This is a genomic window from Pseudomonas sp. LBUM1657, assembly GCF_059716075.1.
On the sequence record NZ_CP166799.1, the window covers coordinates 3,920,385 to 3,941,148 of the forward strand.

At 61.2% G+C, this 20,764-nt stretch carries 20 protein-coding genes; 12 read left to right on the forward strand and 8 right to left on the reverse strand.

Features of this window, described 5'->3' with window-relative positions:
- The first annotated feature begins 2 nt into the window (after positions 1-2).
- The 8 genes from ACA055_RS18145 to ACA055_RS18180 all read left to right on the forward strand — a co-directional run bounded on the left by ACA055_RS18145 (position 3) and on the right by ACA055_RS18180 (position 8,757).
- Complete coding sequence (locus ACA055_RS18145) at positions 3-2,186, forward strand: lipase family protein (RefSeq protein ID WP_497679908.1); 2,184 nt, start codon at positions 3-5, stop codon at positions 2,184-2,186.
- A 466-nt stretch (positions 2,187-2,652) separates the two neighbouring features.
- Positions 2,653-3,015, forward strand: coding sequence for a DUF6124 family protein (locus ACA055_RS18150; RefSeq protein WP_497679909.1), 363 nt, complete (start codon positions 2,653-2,655; stop codon positions 3,013-3,015).
- A 262-nt stretch (positions 3,016-3,277) separates the two neighbouring features.
- Positions 3,278-3,637, forward strand: a complete 360-nt coding sequence (locus ACA055_RS18155) for a Zn-ribbon domain-containing OB-fold protein (RefSeq protein ID WP_497679910.1) — start codon at positions 3,278-3,280, stop codon at positions 3,635-3,637.
- Positions 3,634-4,779, forward strand: coding sequence for a thiolase family protein (locus ACA055_RS18160; RefSeq protein ID WP_497679911.1), 1,146 nt, complete (start codon positions 3,634-3,636; stop codon positions 4,777-4,779). The genes ACA055_RS18155 and ACA055_RS18160 overlap by 4 nt, the downstream gene beginning before the upstream one ends.
- Before the next feature lie 4 nt (positions 4,780-4,783).
- Entirely contained in the window at positions 4,784-5,548 is a 765-nt protein-coding gene (locus ACA055_RS18165; protein WP_497679912.1) for an SDR family NAD(P)-dependent oxidoreductase, read from the forward strand.
- Between the two features lie 10 nt (positions 5,549-5,558).
- Positions 5,559-6,365, forward strand: coding sequence for an enoyl-CoA hydratase/isomerase family protein (locus tag ACA055_RS18170; RefSeq protein ID WP_497679913.1), 807 nt, complete (start codon positions 5,559-5,561; stop codon positions 6,363-6,365).
- An 18-nt stretch (positions 6,366-6,383) separates the two neighbouring features.
- On the forward strand, positions 6,384-7,595 hold the full coding sequence (locus ACA055_RS18175; RefSeq protein ID WP_497679914.1) for a CaiB/BaiF CoA transferase family protein: 1,212 nt from the start codon (positions 6,384-6,386) through the stop codon (positions 7,593-7,595).
- Positions 7,596-7,836: 241 nt separating this feature from the next.
- Entirely contained in the window at positions 7,837-8,757 is a 921-nt protein-coding gene (locus tag ACA055_RS18180) for a LysR substrate-binding domain-containing protein (RefSeq protein ID WP_497679915.1), read from the forward strand.
- Here the strand turns inward: ACA055_RS18180 and ACA055_RS18185 are convergent.
- From ACA055_RS18185 to ACA055_RS18200, 4 genes are all read right to left on the reverse strand, one after another.
- Positions 8,678-9,271, reverse strand: coding sequence for a DinB family protein (locus ACA055_RS18185; protein WP_497679916.1), 594 nt, complete (start codon positions 9,269-9,271; stop codon positions 8,678-8,680). The genes ACA055_RS18180 and ACA055_RS18185 overlap by 80 nt on opposite strands.
- Positions 9,272-9,356: 85 nt before the next feature.
- Complete coding sequence (locus ACA055_RS18190; protein ID WP_497679917.1) at positions 9,357-10,463, reverse strand: NAD(P)/FAD-dependent oxidoreductase; 1,107 nt, start codon at positions 10,461-10,463, stop codon at positions 9,357-9,359.
- Between the two features lie 17 nt (positions 10,464-10,480).
- Complete coding sequence (locus ACA055_RS18195) at positions 10,481-11,794, reverse strand: MFS transporter (RefSeq protein WP_497679918.1); 1,314 nt, start codon at positions 11,792-11,794, stop codon at positions 10,481-10,483.
- Positions 11,795-11,978: 184 nt separating this feature from the next.
- Complete coding sequence (locus tag ACA055_RS18200; protein ID WP_497679919.1) at positions 11,979-12,767, reverse strand: SDR family oxidoreductase; 789 nt, start codon at positions 12,765-12,767, stop codon at positions 11,979-11,981.
- Positions 12,768-12,972: 205 nt separating this feature from the next.
- Here ACA055_RS18200 and ACA055_RS18205 point away from each other — a divergent pair, with 205 nt between their 5' ends.
- From ACA055_RS18205 to ACA055_RS18215, 3 genes are all read left to right on the forward strand, one after another.
- Positions 12,973-14,139 carry an iron-containing alcohol dehydrogenase gene (locus tag ACA055_RS18205; protein ID WP_497679920.1) on the forward strand — a complete coding sequence of 389 codons (1,167 nt, stop codon included), beginning with the start codon at positions 12,973-12,975 and terminating at the stop codon, positions 14,137-14,139.
- Positions 14,140-14,151: 12 nt separating this feature from the next.
- Entirely contained in the window at positions 14,152-14,466 is a 315-nt protein-coding gene (locus ACA055_RS18210; RefSeq protein WP_497679921.1) for an NIPSNAP family protein, read from the forward strand.
- A gap of 157 nt (positions 14,467-14,623) precedes the next feature.
- Complete coding sequence (locus ACA055_RS18215) at positions 14,624-15,607, forward strand: cyclase family protein (protein WP_497679922.1); 984 nt, start codon at positions 14,624-14,626, stop codon at positions 15,605-15,607.
- On the opposite strand, the gene ACA055_RS18220 is transcribed toward ACA055_RS18215, so the two are convergent.
- From ACA055_RS18220 to ACA055_RS18230, 3 genes are all read right to left on the reverse strand, one after another.
- The gene (locus tag ACA055_RS18220) at positions 15,600-16,535 is read right to left on the reverse strand and encodes a LysR family transcriptional regulator (protein ID WP_497679923.1); all 936 of its coding nucleotides are present in this window, start codon (positions 16,533-16,535) and stop codon (positions 15,600-15,602) included. The genes ACA055_RS18215 and ACA055_RS18220 overlap by 8 nt on opposite strands.
- A 98-nt stretch (positions 16,536-16,633) precedes the next feature.
- Positions 16,634-17,572 carry a cyclase family protein gene (locus ACA055_RS18225; protein WP_497679924.1) on the reverse strand — a complete coding sequence of 313 codons (939 nt, stop codon included), beginning with the start codon at positions 17,570-17,572 and terminating at the stop codon, positions 16,634-16,636.
- 270 nt (positions 17,573-17,842) lie between these two features.
- The gene (locus ACA055_RS18230; RefSeq protein ID WP_497679925.1) at positions 17,843-19,051 is read right to left on the reverse strand and encodes an NAD(P)/FAD-dependent oxidoreductase; all 1,209 of its coding nucleotides are present in this window, start codon (positions 19,049-19,051) and stop codon (positions 17,843-17,845) included.
- A 195-nt stretch (positions 19,052-19,246) separates the two neighbouring features.
- On the opposite strand from ACA055_RS18230, the gene ACA055_RS18235 reads away from it, so the two are divergent.
- On the forward strand, positions 19,247-20,266 hold the full coding sequence (locus ACA055_RS18235) for a GlxA family transcriptional regulator (protein WP_497679926.1): 1,020 nt from the start codon (positions 19,247-19,249) through the stop codon (positions 20,264-20,266).
- Between the two features lie 220 nt (positions 20,267-20,486).
- On the opposite strand, the gene ACA055_RS18240 is transcribed toward ACA055_RS18235, so the two are convergent.
- Positions 20,487-20,732: a hypothetical protein gene (locus ACA055_RS18240; RefSeq protein ID WP_497679927.1), complete on the reverse strand. Its 246-nt coding sequence runs from the start codon at positions 20,730-20,732 to the stop codon at positions 20,487-20,489.
- Positions 20,733-20,764: the final 32 nt, after the last annotated feature.

The following is a 20,764-nucleotide window of genomic DNA, read 5'->3' on the forward strand; positions in this document are numbered from 1 at the left end:
ACATGACGTCATTGGAACAAGAATTGGCATCACCGTTGAGCAGCACCGTGCTGACGTGCCCCATACAAGGCAAATGGACCAGCTTCCAACTGGTCGACGAACTAGGTTCTGGCGAACCTTACGCGGGACTGGCCTATACAGCGATTGACTCGGAAGGCCAGAAATATAATGGGTACTTGGATCTCATGGGAACAGGTAAGGTAAGTAACCACTTTGCTGGACCCATTGCCCTAATCGTTGACCAGAAATACCAAGGAGCTGATCCTCCTTACAAAGATCTAATAACAAGGCCGCACTACCCGCTCGAAATTACGGAATTACAAGTACGCGCAGAACAAACCCGCTACCTGAACAAAAATTCAACCCGCACCAGAGAAAATCCCGCAAGAGCCTGCGCCGACGAATTCTTTCAGGTAGAAGTGCACCATTTGGTTAAACATACTTCTCACCTGCCGCCTGAGGTCTATCGACATTACCCGCATAGGCAGGGCAGAGCGAAAATCATGGGTGAACATGGCAAGCAGGGTGTTGCACTGATGCCGCTTAAACACACGGTTCTGGAAGTGCGCCCTCTGCGAGCGTTGCGACCAATGCTATCGACTGCCCCGGAGTTTTGTGCGCTGAATCTCTACCAGCTCGCGCTGATGGCTACCCTTAGTTATTGCCCGTTCGGGCAGCAGCCAGACGGTCACCCTGTCGAAACGCCGACCGTGACCTTCCCGATACAACCCAGCGTTGGAAACTGGTTCGGCGATGCGTTGGCCAAGTTTGATGAGCTGTGGCGTGTCGATGCGGAACAACCAAAAGCTTTCTACCCGCTGTATGAGGATGTGCCGTACTCCAAACGTCTGGAAATCGTGCCGTTTGATCCGAGCCTTTATGAAGTAAACGACCCTGAGCTAAAAGACGATCAGGAACACCCCGCCAAAATTCACTTTCTCGACGATACCGATCAGAAAAAAACTACCGATACCCAAGCCTTCATCACCCACAACGACGAACTGATCCTGATTGCTGTGCGTGGCACTTATGAACTCGTTGCGGATGGCTTGCGTGATGCGGATGCACTTCAAGTGCCCTTCAAGGAAGCGGTTGGTCAGGTACACCGAGGGTTTTATGAGGCAGCCAAGAAAGCTGCAGTCTTCGCGGCGGATTATCTGGATAGATTTTATGCCGGACAGAAACTTCTGATCTGCGGCCACAGCCTCGGTGGCGCAGTGGCGTTGTTGCTCTCGGAAATGCTGCGTCGCCGAACGGAAAGCTACGACATTCAGCTCTACACCTACGGCGCCCCCCGCGCCGGTGACGCCAACTTCGCCAAAGGCGCAGCGCCGCTGGTGCATTACCGCATGGTCAACCACAACGACCCGGTGCCGAGCGTGCCCGGCAGCTGGATGAACACCAAGGCCGAAGTGTATAGCGCTGGAGCGGCGCTGATTTTCGTCAACGTACCTGCCGGATTGTCTGTGTTTGTCGCGGGCATCACCAACTGGACGGGCGAGCCCTACGAACACCACGGCACTTTGCGGCATGCCATGCCGGTGGAGTTTGGTCGCAAGGAAAAGTCCTCGATCCTGTGGGAGCCGGGTTGCGACACCATTACCCAACATGCCGCTTGTACCGTGGCAATCCAGCAAAAAAACGGACTACCGGATCGGCCGTCGCTGCTGTCTCAGATTTTCAACGCCGGCAACCACTCGATGGTGGGCGGGTACATTCCAGCGTGCTGGGCAGCGCTGAGACGTTGGCAAGAAGCGCATGCGTCGAAACGCTCACTGGTCACCGAGCGGGAATTCGAACGGGTAGAAGCTGCACTGGCAAGCGTCACTCAGCAGTTGCGTAATAAACGGCGTGATTTGCTGGCCAGGCCTGATGCCTATAGACGCGCCCATGAAAAGGTTGTCGATGCCCTCAATCATGAGATCGACAACGTACAAACAACACGGGCTCGGCTGGCGACGCTTCGGTACCTGAAGGTCAGCGAAAAAGATGTTTACGGAACGCTTTCAGCGCAACCGGAACAACTGGCAGACAACCTGCCGCGCTGGCAGGCACATCCGGAAAACCAAGCCGCCGAACAGTTGGCCATGGCACCGGAGAGCGCGAATAGTGACGCGCTATTGTCCTCGATCTACGGGCACACCATTGGGGCGCCGCATACCCTCGATATTGATTCGATTGTTTGAATAAACCGGGCCTCTTTATACTCAGAAACATCGCTTTCGCGAGCAAGCCCGCTCCCACAGGTCCGTGGTGGTCCTACAGATATGTGTTGTCGCGTCATCCACACATTCAACATCGCCTGTAACGCTTGTTTAAAAGCTCTGTAGGTTACTTCACGAAAGCTACAGCGCCTTGCGTCATTGCCTACGGTTACGCCAGAATCCGCCGGCTTGTGCGCCTTGGGGCTGCTCGGTAACTTGAACCCCGTCACTGCCCATCAGTGATCGGGTTTAGTAGCCCGTGGTATTAGAAGTCTGCACGAGTGTCCGTCAGACAGGTATGTCCATGCCTGCATTTGATGGTGGCTGTGCGTAGGGCGCCCTCGGGCGCGCCGGCTTTCTTCTTTTCCCCGGTCTACTAACCTGCGTACAGCCGCCACCCCTCGTTTAGTAGCGATGGAGTGGCTGCATCACCACAGGAAAAGAAATCATGTTCAAACCGACACCCAACCCGCCGGACACCGATCCAGCATCCCCCTACGAAAGCCTCGATTCAAAAAAACTCCACGAAGCCGCCGAGCGCGCTCTCGACTTTCACCTAAAGTCGCCCGCCGACATCCAAGCCACCCCGCGCAAACCCGGCACCATGTTCATCGTCAATCCGGAGCTCGACACCGAAACCCTGCTGGCCCATGCGTGCGAGTCGCTGGCCTCGGCCAATGTCATGACCATGGATCTGGCGGACCATATGGAGGGACCGAGTCGCAACTCCCTGCTGGGCATTGCCCAAGTCATCATGTTGGGTGAGTTGGCGGTGAACCGGGCATTGGATCAACTCGACCCGCCTGAGTAGAGCCAAAACCTGTGGGAGCGGGCTTGCCCGCGAAGAGGCCGGTACATCTAACATCTACATCGGCTGACACACCGCTTTCGCGGGCAAACCCGCTCCCACAGGTCCTGCGTGTAATTGAAGGACATCGGCACCTCATCCTCCCCATCATGGTTTGATTTTTTCTCAATCAACCCCGGTTTTTATATCGTTTGTCGCACCTTCTGCCCTATCCGACCATGACCTCCAGCGCTCGCCTGCGAGCCCATAACAACAGGAGGTCATCATGAGTTTTTCCTCGCCCGTCTGGGCCGCCACCACGCCGCCGAGCCTGCGCGCCTCGCGCCATCGTCGCAGCGGTGAAATGTTTTTCCCGGCCGTGCCTGCCGAGTCCCCGCTCAGCAGCCAATTCGACGATGCCGTTCTCGACACCGAGGGCCAGGTCTACAGCTTCACCATCATGCACCCGAGCCCGAAAAGCGGACTTCCACCCTTCGTCCTCGCCTACGTCGACCTGCCAGGTCCGGTGCGTTTGTTCGGGCGTCTGATCGACAGCCCCGCCCGCCCCGACATCGGCGAAAAATGCCGAGTGATCGCCGACGACACTTTCGGCTACGTTTTCCAATCCCTGGAGGCACGTCCATGAGCCAGATGCATGTAATGGGCGGCGCAATGACCGTTTTCGGCCGTCACCCCGGCGTCATGGCGCCCGAGTTGGCGCAACGGGCGATTCTCGATGCGGTGGCCGATGCCGGTCTGCAACTGGCCGACATTCAGGCCGTGTACTGCGCCAACGTGCTGGGCGGCATGATTCTTGGCCAGGTGATTCTGCGGGATCTGGGCCTCAAAGGTATTCCGGTCTACAACATCGAAAACGCCTGCGCCAGCGGCGCCACCGCTGTGCATCTGGCGCGCCACGCCTTGCTGGCCGGTCAGTACGAACGCGTGCTGGTGTTCGGCATCGAGCAGCTGACTGCGTTGGGCGGCGGCACGATTCCGATGCAGCGCAACGACCGCATGACCGATCTGTACGCCACGGCCGGCATGGTATTGCCAGCGGTCTACGCCATGCGTGCCACTCGTTTCCTCCACGAGCGTGACGCCAAGCCTGCCGACCTGGCAGCGGTGGCGGTGAAGAATCGCCACAACGGTTCGCTCAACCCATACGCCCAGCAACGCACGGAAGTCAGCCTCGAAGAGGTGCTCGCCTCGCGGATGATTGCCGACCCGCTGACCCTGTTGCAGTGCTGCCCGTCGCAAGTGGACGGCGCCGCCGCGCTGGTGTTGGGCAACAAACCCGGCCCTCACGCCAAAGACGTGAAAGTGCTGGGTTCGATCATCGTTTCGGGCCTGCGTGAAAGCGGTGACGAGGACATTCTCGACGCCGAGATCACCGCCCGCGCCGCGCGCCTGGCTTATGAACAGGCCGGTGTCGCACCCGCCGATATCGGCGTGGTCGAGCTGCACGACGCTTTCACCATCGCCGAGCTGTTGTATTACGAAGCCTTGGGTCTGGCCGCGCCGGGTGAAGCCGTGTCGCTGTTGCATTCGGGCGCCACCTCCCTCGGGGGTCGCGTGCCGGTCAATCCGAGTGGCGGCCTGCTCGCCAAAGGGCATCCATTGGGCGCAACGGGCGTCGCGCAAATGGTCGAGTTGTTCTGGCAGTTGCAAGGCCGCGCGGGCGACCGACAGGCCGGCACACCGCGCCTGGGCCTGGCGCAATGCACCGGCGGCGGTATCGCCGGGGTCGACCACGCGGCGTCCGCCGTGCACATTCTCGGAGTCTGAAGCCATGAACAATAAGAACTTCTCAGCCGGCCAGGTCGCCGTCGTCACCGGCGCCGCCCGTGGCATCGGTCTCGCTATCGCCGAACGTCTGGCGCAGCAAGGCGTTTTCGTTTACCTGCTGGACCGCGACGAACAGGCGCTGAACAGCAGCGTCAGCGCTCTGCAATCGGAAGACGTGCAAGTCGCCGGTATTGCCCTGGACCTGACCGAAGGCGAGTCCGTCAACGCCGCGTTCGCACAGATACGCGAGACGCACAGTCGACTGGATTATCTGGTGAACAATGCCGGCGTCGTGCGCGACAAACGCTTCCTCAACATGACCGAGCAGGACTGGGACCTGGTGGTGGACACTAATCTGCGGGCGCAATTTCTCTGCTGCAAAGCTGCGCTGCCGTTGATGCTGGAGAGAGGCTTCGGGCGGATTGTCAACATGTCGTCCCGGGCGTGGCTCGGCGGTTTTGGTCAAGCCAATTATTCAGCGGCCAAGGGTGGCGTAGTCAGCCTGACCCGCAGCCTGGCCATCGAATTCGCCGCCAAGGGCATCACCGTCAACGCCATTGCGCCGGGCATCGTCGACACGCCGCTGTTCCAGAGTTTCGCGCCCGAAGTACAGGCCAAACTCAAGGACACCGTACCGGTGAAACGCATCGGCACCCCGGACGACATCGCCAACGCCGTGGAGTTTTTTCTCGCCCCGGCCAGCAGCTACGTCACCGGGCAAACCTTGTATGTGTGTGGCGGACGCAGTCTGTCCTCGGCCAGTGTGTGAGGTGAACGCCATGTCAGTCACCTTCGAAACACACGGCGCCGTGGCGCTGATCACGCTTGATCGGCCGCCAGCGCTCAACGCCCTGGACCTGGACTCGCTGCAGGCCTTGCGTGGCCATCTGCTGGAAGTGCGCGACCGTCGCGACTTGCGCGCGGCGGTGATCACCGGCAGCGGCGAACGGGCGTTCTGCGTCGGTGCCGATCTGAAAAGTACGCGGGATTCATCGGCCTCCTACGCCGAGGCGCTGTTTCTCGCCAATGAAGCTGCGGCAGACGCCGGCCTCTACATCCGCCAGATGGACCTCACCGACCTGGACCTGCACAAGCCGTTGATCGCTGCCATCAATGGCCATTGCCTGGGCGGTGGGCTGGAACTGGCGTTGCAATGTGATCTGCGCATCGCCAGTGACAGTGCGACTTTCGGTCTGCCGGAAGCCGTGGTCGGCTCGATTCCGGCGGTCAGCGGCCTGCATCGGCTGATGCGCGCCGTGCCCCCGGCGCACGCGATGCAAATGGCGCTGACCGGAGCGCGCATCGACGCCGCGCAGGCCCAGGCCATCGGCCTGATTTCGGAACGCCTGGACACTCGCGATGCCCTGCTGCAACGGGCACTGGCCCTGGCCGAGCAGATTGCCCGGCAAGCGCCACTGGCGATCCAGGCCCTGCAAACCCTGGCCCGCAGCACCGCGCACCTGAGCGACCGCGATGCCCAGCGCCTGACTGAACTGTACTGGGGCGTGCTGCGCGACACCGAAGACCGCATCGAAGGCCGCCAGGCATTTGCCGAGAAACGCACGCCGCACTACACGGGCCGTTAACGGCCCGAGGAGGCGAACATGTTACGCAAAGCATTGGACGGCCTGACCGTCCTCGATTTCACCCAGATCGCCGCTGGCCCGACGGCCACGATGCTGATGGCCGACATGGGCGCGCGGGTGATCAAGGTCGAACCCCATGAAGGCGAGCTCGGCCGCACCCTCGGCCCGGCGTGGGTCGGCGACGACAGCGCGCTCTTTCACGGTTTCAACCGCGGCAAACTGGGCTTGAGCCTGGACCTGAAACACCCGGACAGCGCGGCGGTGATCAAACGCCTGGTGTTGCAAGCCGATGTACTGATCGAGAGCATGCGTCCCGGCGTCATGGCCCGGCTCGGGCTGGGTTACGAGGCCATGGCGGCACTGAAACCGGACCTGATTTACTGCTCGACTTCCGCCTACGGCCAACAAGGTCCCTACGCGGATCGAGCCGGGGTCGACGGTATTCTGCAAGCCGATTCCGGGCTGATGAGCCTGATCGGCACACCGGGTTCCGCACCGTCCAAGGTGCAGGCGCCGGTGGTCGATGTGGTGACGGGCTACATGGCCTGCATGGCCGTTTTGGCCAAGTTGCACGCGAGGGAAAAGGACGGTTTGGGCGGCCACCTCGACGTCAGCCTGATGAACTCGGCACTGGCGCTGCAACAGGCGTCGTTGGCGAGCTTCCTGTGCGACGGCAAGTTGCCGACCCGGATCGGCAGCGCCGCGCCCTACTCCGCGCCCAACGAAGCCTTTGAGGCGGCGGATGGCTGGCTGATGGTCGCCGCCTATAACGGCAATCGCTGGCCAGCCTTGTGTGGAGTGCTCGGGCATCCGGAGTGGATCGACGACCCGCATTTCGCCAGCTCGGCGCAGCGGGTCGTGCATCGCCAAGCCATGTGCGCGGCGCTGACCGACGTGTTCCGCACCCGGCCCACGGCGCATTGGCTGCAGGTGCTGCGCGAAGCCGACATCCTCTGTTCCAAGGTCAGCGATTACAACGATGTGCTAGCCCATCCGCAGATCGCCAGCAACGGCATGCTGGTGGATCTGCACCACCCACAACACGGCGTGGTGCGAGTCCCGGGGTTTCCGATCAACAGCCTGGAGGCGGCGCAAACGCCGTATGCGCCGGCGCCGACGAATGGTGAGCACTCGCGGTCGGTGTTGCGGGAGTTTGCTTTTTCCGAGGAAGAGATCGAGGCGTTGCTGGCGTCCGATGCCGTGCGTTGCCCGGAGGTGGCGGTGAGCTGACAATTATCCCTGTGGGAGCGGGCTTGCTCGCGAAAGCAGTGTGTCAGGCAGCCTCTATGTCTACTGACACTCCCTCTTCGCGAGCAAGCCCGCTCCCACAGTTGATTGATGTCGTACACAGCATTTGTGCTCGCTGAAGATCCAATGAGGGAGCGTGGTCAGGGGCGAACACCCGTGCACATCGCACACTCGGGGTTTGGTGCTTTACTGAAGAGATTCCGAAACCTCCGAGCATCCCGCCATGAACCGCAATGACCTGCGCCGCGTGGACATGAACCTGCTGGTGATTTTCGAAACCCTGATGTTCGAAAAGAACCTGACCCGGGCCGGGGAGAAGCTGTTCCTCGGCCAGCCCGCCGTCAGTGCCTCACTGGCCAAATTGCGCGATCTGTTCGACGACCCGTTGCTGGTGCGTAACGGCCGGGTGCTGGAGCCGACCCAGCGGGCCCTGGCGATTCTCAAGGAGTTGCAACCGGCGATGGACACCATTTCCGGTGCGGTGAGCCGGGCCAAGGATTTCGACCCGTCCACCAGTCGCGACGTGTTTCGCATCGGCCTGTCCGACGATGCCGAGTTCGGGCTGTTTCCGCCGCTGCTCAAGCAAATCCGCGAAGAGGCGCAGAACGTGGTTGTGGTGGTGCGGCGGGTGAATTTCCTCCTGATGTCGTCGATGCTCGCCACCGGGGAGATTTCCGTCGGGGTCAGTTTCACCACCGAGTTGCCGGCCAACGCCAAGCGCAAGAAGCTGCGGGACTTGAGCGTCAAGATTCTGCGCGGGGATGATCGGCCCGGCACCCTGACCCTGGATGAATACTGCGAACGGCCGCACGCGCTGGTGTCGTTTTCCGGGGATTTGACCGGAGCCATCGACAACGACCTCGCGAGCATCGGTCGCTCGCGGCGAGTGGTGCTGGCGGTGCCTCAGTTCTCAGGGCTGCGGGCCCTGCTGGCGGGCACCGAGATGCTCGCCACGGTGCCGGATTACGCGGCGTGCGCGCTGATCGAAGGCAGCAGCCAGCTGCGTGCCGACGACGCGCCGTTTGATATCAACCTGTCCGAACTGTCCATGGTCTGGAACGGGGTCAACGATAACGATCCGGCAGAACGCTGGTTGCGCTCGAAAATTGCACACCACATGTCGGCGCGACTGCCGGGGCACTGAGCGAGTTGAAATTCGGATCGGTCTCGCGCAGGTAGATCGGCATGTCCGTCATCGGCGGCATGGCCGGAATGTCGAAGTACATCTGGATCACCCAGCCGCGGTGGTAGCTGGCGTGATTGACCACGTGCAGCAACATCGCGCCGGCACTCATGGTGCCGCTTTCGCCCGAGACAAAGGTGAACTCGACCGGTTTATCCAGCGAGGCCTCGGTCTGCCGGGCGCTCCAGTCGCAGTACCAGTGATCGATGTCCTTTTGTGCCATGCGCAAATCAGGCAGTTCGGCATGCAACAGATCGTGTGACGTCTTGAAGCCGTGCCCTCGGCCTTCGAGGTGGGCCTGCCAGATGCAGTCCACCACGTAGATGTGGTTCAAGGTGCCGATCATGTTTTTGAACACCGAGACCCGCTCTTTGCTGACCTCACCCGGCGGCAGCGCGGCCAGGCTGTCAAAGAGGCGCTGATTGGCCCAGCGTTTGTAATCGGCAAGCATGCGGGCAGTGCGTACGTTGATCATCAGAGTTCTCCCATTAATGGGCGTAATTCCAAGCATAACCCGCATGGACAAGCGGCAGCGCAGCCGCTGATCATCGGTACACAGGTTATCCGGTCAGCGTTGCCACGACCCGATCGGCCAACGCCAGACAACTGGTCAGCCCCGGTGATTCGATACCGAACAAATTCACCAACCCCGGCACGCCATGCTCGGCCGGGCCGCTGATGACGAAGTCGGCGGCCGGTTCTGTCGGGCCGGTGATTTTCGGCCGGATGCCGCTGTAGGCCGGTTGCAGGCTGTCATCGGGCAGTGCCGGCCAGTAGCGGCGGATCGCTTGATAAAAACCGTCGGCGCGGCGTGGATCGACGCGATAGTCGATATGGTCGACCCATTCGACATCCGGCCCGAAGCGCGCCTGGCCGCCCAGATCGAGGGTCATGTGCACGCCCAGCCCGGCGCTTTCCGGGGCGGGATAGACCAGATGCCGGAACGGCGCCCGGCCGCTGTAACTGAAATAGCTGCCCTTGCACAATCGGGCCGTTGGCACATGCTGCGCCGGCAAGCCTTCAATCCGGCTCGCCACCTGCGGCGCGGACAATCCAGCGCAATTGATCAACTCGCGACAGCTCAAGGTCATGGGCTCGGCGCCGCCCATTTGCAGCGCGAACCCTTGTTCAATGCATCGAGCCGACACCAGCGGCGTGTGAAACGCCAACGACGCGCCACAAGCTTCGGCATCGGCCTGGAGCGCCAACATCAATGCATGGGAATCGACAATGCCGGTGGACGGCGACCAGAGCGCGGCAACGCAGGACAACGCCGGCTCAAGCTCCCGCGCCTGATCGGCGTCCAGCCATTGCAGGTCATCGACACCGTTGCGCCGACCGGCCTCAAGCAAGGTCTGCAAAGCCGTGCGCTGGTGGTCATCGGTGGCGACGATCAGCTTGCCCAGCCGTTGATAACCGACGCCGCGCTCCTCGCAGAAGGCGTACAGGCGTTGCTTGCCCTCCACGCACAATTGCGCCTTGAGGCTGCCATTCGGGTAATAGATACCGGCGTGGATCACTTCGGAATTGCGCGAACTGACGCCCACACCACTGCCCTCGCCCGCCTCGACCAGGATCACTTCGCGCCCGCTCATCGCCAGGGCCCTGGCGACTGCCAGCCCGACCACGCCGGCCCCGACCACCACGCATTCGATATCGACGCTCACCTGCCCTCCGCTTTCTGTCACGCCAGCCCTCGTTCCCGATAATCGATCAGGCTGGAGAATATCGCCAGCAGCCCGGCCATGACCACGAAGAAGATCAGCACCAGGAAGTACGAGCCGGTGAACTGCACGATCAGCCCGATCAGGATCGGCACGATCACCCCGGCCATGTTCCCGCAGAAGTTCATGGTGCCGGCCAGTACGCCGGTTTTCGAGGTGCCACCGAGGATCGAGGGAATGCACCAGTACATGCCGCACCAGCGAATAAAGAACATCGCCACGCAGAGCAGGCCGATCGCTTTGCTGGCCTCAGTCGCATACGCCACCGCCAGCATGCACACGGCCGCAATCAACGCCGAGCCGCTGAACATGCTGCGCATGACCAGGTTGGGCGAGGCGCCGCTGGATTTCCATTTATCCCCCAGATAACCACCGACCAGTTCACCGACGAACCCGCACATGAAGATCAGGAACGTCGCGCCGCCCATGCTCGAAATGTTCAGGCCGTGGGTCTGATGCAGGTAGCTTGGCATCCAGGTCAGCAAGCCATAGAACACGCTGAGGATGCAGCAGTAACCGGCGAACATCGCCAGTACCGAGCGGTCCTTGAGCAGTTCTTTGAGGGGAATGCTGGTCACCGCACCGGGTTGGCTGACTTTGGTGTTGCCTTCTGTGATGTGGGCCAGTTCCGCAGCGTTGACGCCGGGGTGTTCGCTGGGGTGGTTGCGAATGTATTTCCAGGCCAGCACACCCGCGAGCATGGTGCCGACACCGGCAATCACGAACGCGATGCGCCAGGAATCGAACCAGCCGATCAGCCCGGCAATAATGATCGCGCCAAACGCGCTGCCCAAGGGGGCGCCGCCGTCCACCAGCACCGCGCCGCGTCCGCGTTCATTGGGCGTCAGCCAGGCGCCGTTGAGTTTGGCGCCGGCGGGCATGATCGGGGATTCGGCGATGCCCAGGCCCATGCGGGTGATCAGCAATGTGATCCAGTTGTGCGCACCGGCTGCCAGGGCCTGGAAGGCGCCCCAGGCAACGGTCGCGATGACGATGACCCGGCGGGTCTGGTAGCGATCGAGCAGCATGCCGCCGGGAATCTGCATCAAGGCGTAGGACCAGAAAAACGCGCTGAGCATCAAGCCTTCCAGCGCCGGCGGAATCTGGAACTCGGCGGATATCAGCGGCAAGGCCACCGACAGCGAGGCGCGGTCGATGTAGTTGATGGCGGTCAGCAACAACATGATGAGGAAGATCCGCCAGCGCACGGTGGTGGGACGCTCGGTGGCGGACACGGCTGCCAGCCGCAGTGTTTCGGCACTCGGGTTGTTCATGAGGGGCGCTCTTATTGTTGTGGATACAAGCGGCCCAATGCCTGTCGGTCAAACACCGCATTCCCTGTGGGAGCGTCTTGACTGACTGGCACTGGGCAAGCGGGCTCCACTCTAATCACGCGCCCGACAGCTGAATAATGAGGGGATCTGATTGGGGGATCGCCACTCGTCATCCCCCGCCGGATTAGAACGTACCGGGGTAGCTGCCGCCGTCCAGCAGCAGGTTTTGCCCAGTGAGGAAACCGGCGTGGGCGCTGCAAATGAACGCGCAATAGGCGCCAAACTCGTCGGGCTGGCCGAAACGCTGGGCCGGAACGTGCTTGCGCCGCTGTTCGCTGATGCTTTCCAGCGTCGCACCATTGGCTTCGGCGGCGGCATTCAGGGTTTTGTGCAGGCGCTCGGTCTCGAACGGGCCGGGCAGCAAATTGTTGATGGTCACGTTGTGCCCGGCCAGCCGCGACTGGCGCGCGAGCCCGGCGATGAAACCGGTCAGCCCGCTGCGGGCACCGTTGGACAGCCCCAGCACATCAATCGGCGCTTTAACCGCACCGGAGGTGATGTTGACGATGCGCCCGAACCCACGCTCGGCCATGCCGTCGACGCAGGCCTTGATCAGCTCGATGGGCGTGAGCATGTTGGCGTCCAGCGCCTTCAACCAGTCTTCACGTTCCCAGTCGCGAAAGTCCCCCGGCGGCGGCCCGCCCGCGTTGTTGATCAGGATGTCCACCTGCGCGCAGGCCGCCAAAACCTGCTCGCGCACCACCGACTCGCTGATGTCCCCGGCCACCGTGCGCACTTCAATAGTGGGTGCCAGTTTGCGCAATTCGTCGGCGGCAGCCTGCAACGTTTCATTGCCACGGGCGTTGATCACCAGGTTGACGCCCTCCTTCGCCAAGGCCCGCGCACAGGCCAGACCCAGGCCCTTGCTGGCGGCGCAGACAATCGCCCAGCGCCCCGATATACCCAATTCCATGACGATGCTCCCGACAGTTCGAAAGCCTTACGTTACCACTGCACACCGGTTCGCCGGGGGATGACAAAGGGTGATCGCTGTATCAGACCTTTTCATTACCGGCCGCCTGCGGCGCTTATTACTGTTGCCCAAACCCGCCTGCGATCAGGTCCCGACGCGGACCGCCAAGGCTCGGTTTCCAGACCAATAAGAACCGGAGTAGCACATGAACCCGTTTCAGTTTTATTTCCCCACGACCTTGAAGAGCGGTAACGGCCTGGTGCGCCAGGCCGGTGCATTGCTCAAGCCCCATGTTCGAAAAAAACTGCTGGTGGTCACTGATGAAGGGCTGATGGCATCAGGCGTGATGGAAGGTTTTTTTGCCTCGCTGGCCGAAAGTGACATCGGTTATGAAGTGTTTTCCGGCGTCGAGCCCAACCCCACCACCGATGTGCTGGAGCGCGCCGTGGCGTTTCTGAAAAGCCACGATTGCGATTCAGTGATCGGCGTCGGTGGTGGCAGCAGTATCGACACCGCCAAGGGTGTGGCGGCGATGGCCACCAACCCCGGCAACATTCTCGACTACGAAGGGTACGACAAACTGCTGCACCCGCCGCTGCCGGTCTTTGCCATTCCGACCACCTCGGGCACCGGCAGCGAATGCACCGCGTCCACGGTATTCACCAACACCAAGACCCTGTTCAAGACCGTGATCATCAGCCCGGCGCTGTTTCCCAAACTGGCGATTCTCGACGCCGAACTGACGCTGAAATTACCGCCGTCGATCACCGCCGCCACCGGCATGGATGCCTTGACCCACGCCATCGAATCCTATGTGTCGAAGCAGGCCAACCCGGTCAGCCAGGCCCTGGCGCTGCAAGCGATCAAGATGATCTGCACGTACTTGCCCAAGGCGTTTTTCGCCGGTTCCGACCTGCATGCCCGGGAACAACTGCTGCTCGGCTCGTTCCTCGCGGGCGTCGCCTTCGCCCAATCGAAACTGGGCAACGTGCATGCGATCTCCCACACGTTCGGCGGCGTGTTCAACATTCCCCATGGCATCGCCAACGCCACGCTGCTGCCCTACGTCATTGAATACAACCTGCCGGCCTGCCCGGAGCTGTTCCGCGAGATCGCCATCGCCATGGGCGAGAACGTCGACGGCCTGAGCCCTGCCCGCGCCGGCCACAAAGTGGTGGAACACGTGGTGGCGCTGAACAAGGCCATCGGCATTCCCGACAACATCAAGGACCTGGGCGTGGACCTGGACTACATGCCGCAAATGGTCAGCGATTCCATGCGCAGCGGCAACGTCCTGGTCAACCCGCGCCTGACCACGGCCGCCGATATCGAACGGATCATCAGCCACGCCTTCCACGGCATTCATTCTTAAGAGACGTCCCCCATGTTTTATGAAATGCGCACCTACACCCTGCAGATCGGCAAGATGCAAACCTACCTTAAGCACTTCGAGGAAAACGGCCTGCCGGTGATCTCCCGCTACGCCACGCTGGTGGGCTGGTGGTACACCGAAATCGGCGAGCTGAATCAGGTGATCCATATCTGGGCCTACGAGAGCCTGGATGACCGAATCAAAAAACGCGCCGCGTTGTATCAAGACCCGGACTGGCTCGAAGGCTTCGTGCCGATCGCTTTCCCGATGCTGGAAAAAATGGAATCGAAACTGCTGATCGCGGCGGATTTCTCACCGATCAAGTAACCCCTGACCTGAAGCCATGCACAGAACCTGTGGGAGCGAGCCTGCTCGCGAATAGGGACTGTCAGTCAACATTTATGTGTCTGACACACCGCTTTCGCGAGCAGGCTCGCTCCCACAGGGGAACTGTGCAGGTCTGCCAATTCCAAGGACAACCCTCATGTGCGACCACAATCCCAATAACACCGCCACCGACCGTTCTCCTGATATCAAGGCCTTGCTCGAAGGCCTGCCCACCAACTGGGGAAAATGGGGGCCGGACGATGAAGTCGGCGCCCTGAATTACCTGCAGAGCGCGGAAATCCTGCGGGGTATCGCCGCCGTGCGCCAAGGCAAGACTTTCACCCTGCAAGTGCAGATCGGCCATCCCAAGGGCGAACCTTTGTGGCCCGGCCGACGTCCGTCGATGCGCGTCAATGTGCTGGACAAGGGGCACTTCCTGGCCGGAAAAACCCACTTCGACGGCCACGTGGAATACGCCGACGATGTGATCTTCATGCACCTGCAAGGCTCGACCCAATACGACGCATTGGGCCACGTCTGGCACGACAACAAACTGTGGAACGGCTACGACGCCATGAGCACCATTGGCAGCATGGACAAGGCCAGCATCCTGCCGATTGCCGAGCGCGGGATTGTCGGGCGCGCGGTGCTGATCGACATGGCCCGCCATCGCGGCAAGTCAGTGCTGGACAAGGGCGAGACGTTCAATCACCTGGACTTGCTGGCAGCAGCGAAAGCCCAGGGCATCGAGATCCAGAAACGCGACATCCTGATCATCCGCACCGGCTGGATCGGCTCGTTCTATGAGCGCGAGCCGGAAGAATTCTACAAGGACTTTGCCGAGCCGGGACTGACCTTCAGCCGCGAGCTGGTGGAATGGTTTCACCAGATGGAAATCCCCAATCTGGTGACTGACACCATGGCCAACGAAGTGGCGGTCGACCCGAGTTCCGGCGTGCTGATCCCGCTGCACAATGCCTTGATGCGCAACCTCGGCGTGACATTCACCGAGGTGGCATTGCTCGACGAGCTGGCCAGCGATTGCGCCGCGGACGGCCAGTGGCAGTTCCTCTACACCGCCGCGCCGCTGAAGATCGTCGGCGGTACGGGCGCACCGGTAAATCCCATTGTGATCAAGTAACCGGCGTCTGCTGCAGTTCGTTGATCAGCAGGGTCGCCGCCGGCGGCAAGTCGGCGCCGGCCCGGCTGATCACGCCATAGGGCTCGATCAAGGCACGCATCGACACGGGCAGCTTCACCAGCAAGTCGAACTGTTCGCAGAACGTTGCGACTTCCACCGGAATCACCGCCAACAAGGTCGGGTCCTGTTGCACCAACAGAATGGTGGCGAAGGTCGACGAGGTTTCCAGCGGATAACGCGGAATCTCCAGCCCCGCTTCATGCAGTTCCCGCTCCAGGGCCTGGCGCATCGGCATGTCCTTGGGATAGACCACCCAGCGATAATCGCTCAACTGCGACAGCTGCAAATCATGCGCGCCGGCCAGCGGATGGTCCTTGCTGGCGACCACCGCCAAAGGCTCATCGCTCAGCTCGATGCAGTCGTAGGCGTCCGAGCGCAAGCCAACGCTGGTGCGACAAATCGCCAAATCCAGCCGCCCCTGATCCAGTAATCCGAGCAAGGTGGCGCTGGTGTTCTCCACCAGTTCGATGGACAGCTCCGGTTGCTTGAGGCGCAACTCAGTCAGGGCCCGGGTCAGCAGCGGCACGGCGCCCATGATCACCCCCACCGACAATCGCCCGCCTTGACCTTGCAGGATGCTGAGCATTTCCTCGCGCAGGTGTTCCACGTCGCTGTAGATCAGCCGGGCGTATCGAATCATGCAACGGCCCATTTCGTTGGCCACCAGGCCGGTGGGCAGACGCTCGAACAGCGGCATGCCGAGCAACGACTCGACCTCATGCAGCGCCTTGGTGGCGCCGGATTGTGAAATCGAAATGTGCTCGGCAGCCTTGTGCAGCGAGCCGCGATCTTCCAGGGCGATCAGCAACCGCAGTTGTTTGAGGCGCAGGCGCGAAGCAATGCTGGCAAGTGACGGAACCCTATCCATGTGTGGTGTACTCGATTCAAGGGACATACAAATGACAACAACGGGCCAGGCGATGAGTGTTCGTCATCACCGGGCCCGTTGTGGGCGAACAGTCGCTGTCAGTGAATAGCGACCGGGTTGATGTTGACCTGGGTCGAGCCCTTGTACAGCGGCTGTCCGAGGACAAACATGAACTCCCACGCCTTGTCCCGCACCAGCGCGCGGCTGTCGATCAGCTCCAGGTTGTAGATGCCGTTCTTGGCCAGCATGAACTGGTTGACCGGGAATTCCTGGCCGTCTTTGGCCGGGTAGATTTCAGACGCCCAGGTATCGCCGCCGAACGCGACGATCTGTTTATCCGCCAGCCACTTGGCCGCAGCCATGCCGATGCCCGGTTCCACGGCGAGGAATTTTTCGTTGTCCTTGCCCAGCAGTTCCAGCCAGCCGGTATTGAACAACACCACGTCACCCTTCTGAATGGTGATGCCTTGCAGGTCCAGCGCCTTCTGAATGTCGGCGACGCTGAACTCGGTTTTCTCCGGCACGATCGCGCTGCCGTACACCGCCGTCATGTCCAGCACCACGCCACGGGTGACGATCGGCGGCACTTTTTCGATGCCGAGTTTTTTCACCCCTTCCACGGTCACAAAGTCCGCCGCGCGGTTGCCGTTGTAATAGACGTTATCGATGCCGATGTGGCCGATGCCGTTGAGCTGGGTGCCGACGCCGGTCCAGCCCACCACCAGTTCATCGTTGAAGGTGAATTTGTTCGGCCCCATGGTGGTGCCGCCCGCTTCGCCCGGCTGGATGTTGGTCAGATGAAAACTGCGATGACGAAAGGCCGGCAGGGTCTTGTCGATGGGCACGGCCAAGGGGTAGGTTTTACCGGTTTTGATCAGCTTCGCGGCGTTGATCACCGACTCGGCATTGAGCAGGTTCAGCGCACCGATTTCATCGTTGGCGCCGTACTTGGACGGGTACCATTTTTCGGCTTCTGCTGCGTGTGCAGCATTGAAGGAAAACAACAGGGCAAACGGCAGTATCAATCGATTCAGCATGAGGGGGTCCTTGTCTGATTGCAGTGGACCCAAGGTACGCAGCCCGTCTGTGGGGAAACAGACAGGTACGGGCAATACAATTGTTCTGGATATTCACGAGTGTGGTTCGCGCCAGGGCATGGACAAAAAAAGGGCGCTCATGACGAGCGCCCGTTTCTGCCCAATTAGCTGAGTCACCCAGCCGCTCTGTTTTCAGGCAGTAGTCAAATGACTACCGCAGCCCCTGAGGTCAGTCGCGCATATCTCGCCGGGAACTTGGCTTGATCGCTGTCAGCCGTAGGACTGTTCAGGGTTACCGGCTGCCAGTGCATCGGCGCGGTTGGCTGCCGGTGGATAGATCCATTGGGTGTTGATCATGCGCTTGCGGGCCTTGCCTTCGTCGTGGGTCAGCAGCACCTGGCGGTCCCAGCCTTCGGTGTACACGGCGCCCCATTCGCCCAGGTCCAGGCAGGTGGCATAGAACGGCTGACGGTATTCGAGGGTCGGCGCGCCCACCAGATCGGCGGCCACGTTATGCCCGGCATAGCGACCCATGAAAATCGCGTGTTGGCAGGACATCAGCGCGTAATGACCTTCATCGTCGGTCAGCGCCATGGCCACATCGCCAGCCGCGAAGACGTGCTCGGTGCCGACCACACGCAGGTCGCCGGTGACTTCGACACGCCCCTGGCGGTCCAGTCGGGACGATACCTGCGACGTCAGGCCACTGGCGAGCATGCCGCCGGTCCAGATCACGGTTTTGGCGTTGATTCGCTTGCCGGCAGCGGTCAACACACCACTTTCGTCAATGGCGACCACCCCGGAACCGACCTGAAACTCGATGCCCATCGACGCCAGCGCTTCGATGATAATCGGCCGCGGGCTCGGGCCCAGATCCGGACCGATCTCGTCGGCTCGCTCGACCACGATGATCTTGAATTGGGCATCCGGACCATGGAGGGTGCGCAGGCGTTCCGGCAATTCGGTGGCCACTTCCAGCCCGGTGAAACCACCCCCGACCACCACGATCGTATCGCGCGCAGGCGACGCGGGCAGATCGGCCAGTTCCGCCAGGTGCCGGTCGAGTTTGACCGCGTCGGACAACTGATCCACGGCGAAGGCATTTTCCAGCAGGCCCGGCACCGGAGGCCGATTGAGCTTGCTGCCGCTGGTCAGCACCAGGCGATCATAGGGCACGGCGATGTGACGACCATCGGCGGTGCGTGCATGCACGAAACGCGCGCTGGAGGTGTCGATGCGCTCGACTTCGGCCTCGATGAAGTTGACCCCCGCCGCTTCCAGCAATGGCAGCAACGGCGCGCTCATTTCGTGTGGGGCGTGTTCATGCAGGCGCGGGCGAATGACGATTTCCGGTTTCGGGGAAATCAGGGTGATTTCGACGTCTTCGGATTTGCCGTTGATATCCAGCACACGAGCCGCGCCCAAGGCGCTCCAGACACCGGCGAAACCGGCGCCGACGATCAATATTTTCCGGGACATGATTGCTACCTTCGATTCTAGTTATGGAGGCAGACAGAGAGCGACTGTCTGGGGTACAACCAACTGCCGATGGTAGGGTTGAACTTTGCCGGGCCAAATGACATAAAACCCTGAAATCCTGACAGCCGACCAATTGCGATAACGCTTATACCGTTTGCGAATTATGATTATTCCAACTCGCTGATTCAGAAGCCTATGAACGATATCGCCAGCATTTCCGATTGCCCCGCACCTGCGCCCGACCAACCGCGTTTGATCGTGTTCCTCGCCTACCCCGAAATGGGCCTGCTGGACTTGACCGGCGCACAAACCGTGTTCTGGGCCGCCTCCCGCTATTTGAACAGCAGCAATCTGCCCGGCTACCGGTTGCAAACCGCCAGCCTGACCGGCGGCCTGATTTACACCGCCGAGGGCCTGGCCGTCGATACCGTACCGGTGAGCGATTTCGCCGACCAATCGATCGACACGCTAATCGTCCCCGGTGCGCCAGCCATCGTTCTGGCGATGAACAACTCCCTGAACCTGGTCGACTGGCTCAAAGAGGCGTCGACCAAGGCCAGGCGTACCGCCTCGGTGTGCAGCGGCACGTTCCTGCTGGCCCAGGCTGGCTTGCTCGATAGCCGACGTGCCGCCACCCACTGGGCGATGTGCGACCTGCTCAAGGAGCGCTTCCCGTCGATCGAAGTCGACAACGATGCGATCTTCGTTCAGCAAGGTTCGGTCTGGACTTCGGCGGGCGTCAGCGCCGGTATCGACCTGGCACTGGCGTTGGTCGAAGAAGATGGCGGACGGGAAGTGGCGTTGCTGGTGGCGCGGGAAATGGTGGTGTTTCTCAAGCGGCCCGGTGGCCAGGCCCAGTACAGTCAATTGCTGCAAGCGCAAACCAGCGAAGGCGCCGCTTTCGACGACTTGCACTTGTGGATCTCGCAGAACCTGGCGGGCGAAAACCTCACGGTCGAGACACTCGCGCAACAGGTGCAAATGAGCCCGCGAAACTTTGCCCGGGTCTACAAACTCAAGACCGGCCGCACCCCGGCCAAAGCCGTGGAAGTACTGCGCGTTGAGGCCGCCCGGCGGCTGTTGGAAGACTCCGGGCGCAACATCGATCAAATCTCCCGGCTGTGCGGGTTTGGAGATGAAGAACGGATGCGCCTGACTTTTCAGCGCAACCTCGGTGTCTCGCCGAGGGACTATCGCAACCGCTTTTCGCGGTGAATGGGCCGCTCGAAGGCGGCCCGACAGGATGCCCCCCGATCCACTGTGGGAGCGGGCTTGCTCGCGAAGACGGCCCGACAGCCGACCAATTTCTCCCGGATGTACCCAGATCAACGGTGGGAGCTGGATTGACTGCGATGACTCCTTGGCAAACGCACACAGTTTTCAACCAGGCCGGCCGGTAGGCCGCCTCGCTTTTGCTTGTGCGGTACCCGCCCCCTCACGCCCTGAGCCTCTCCGTCAACCTGTGCCTACCTCCATCGGCGCCTCTATCAACATTGATCCGCGCCGCCCAGTGGGAAAGCACCAGGCTCAACGCCAGGTAAATAATCGCCAGCAGGAAGTAGATCAGGTTGGTCTGGTAGGTCTCGCTGATCAGCATCCGCGCCTTGAAGGTCAACTCCGGGACTGCCGCTGCCGAGGCCAGGGAGGTGTCCTTGAGCAAGCCGATCGCGAAGTTGGCCATCCCCGGAATGGCGACGTGCGCCGCGAAGGGCT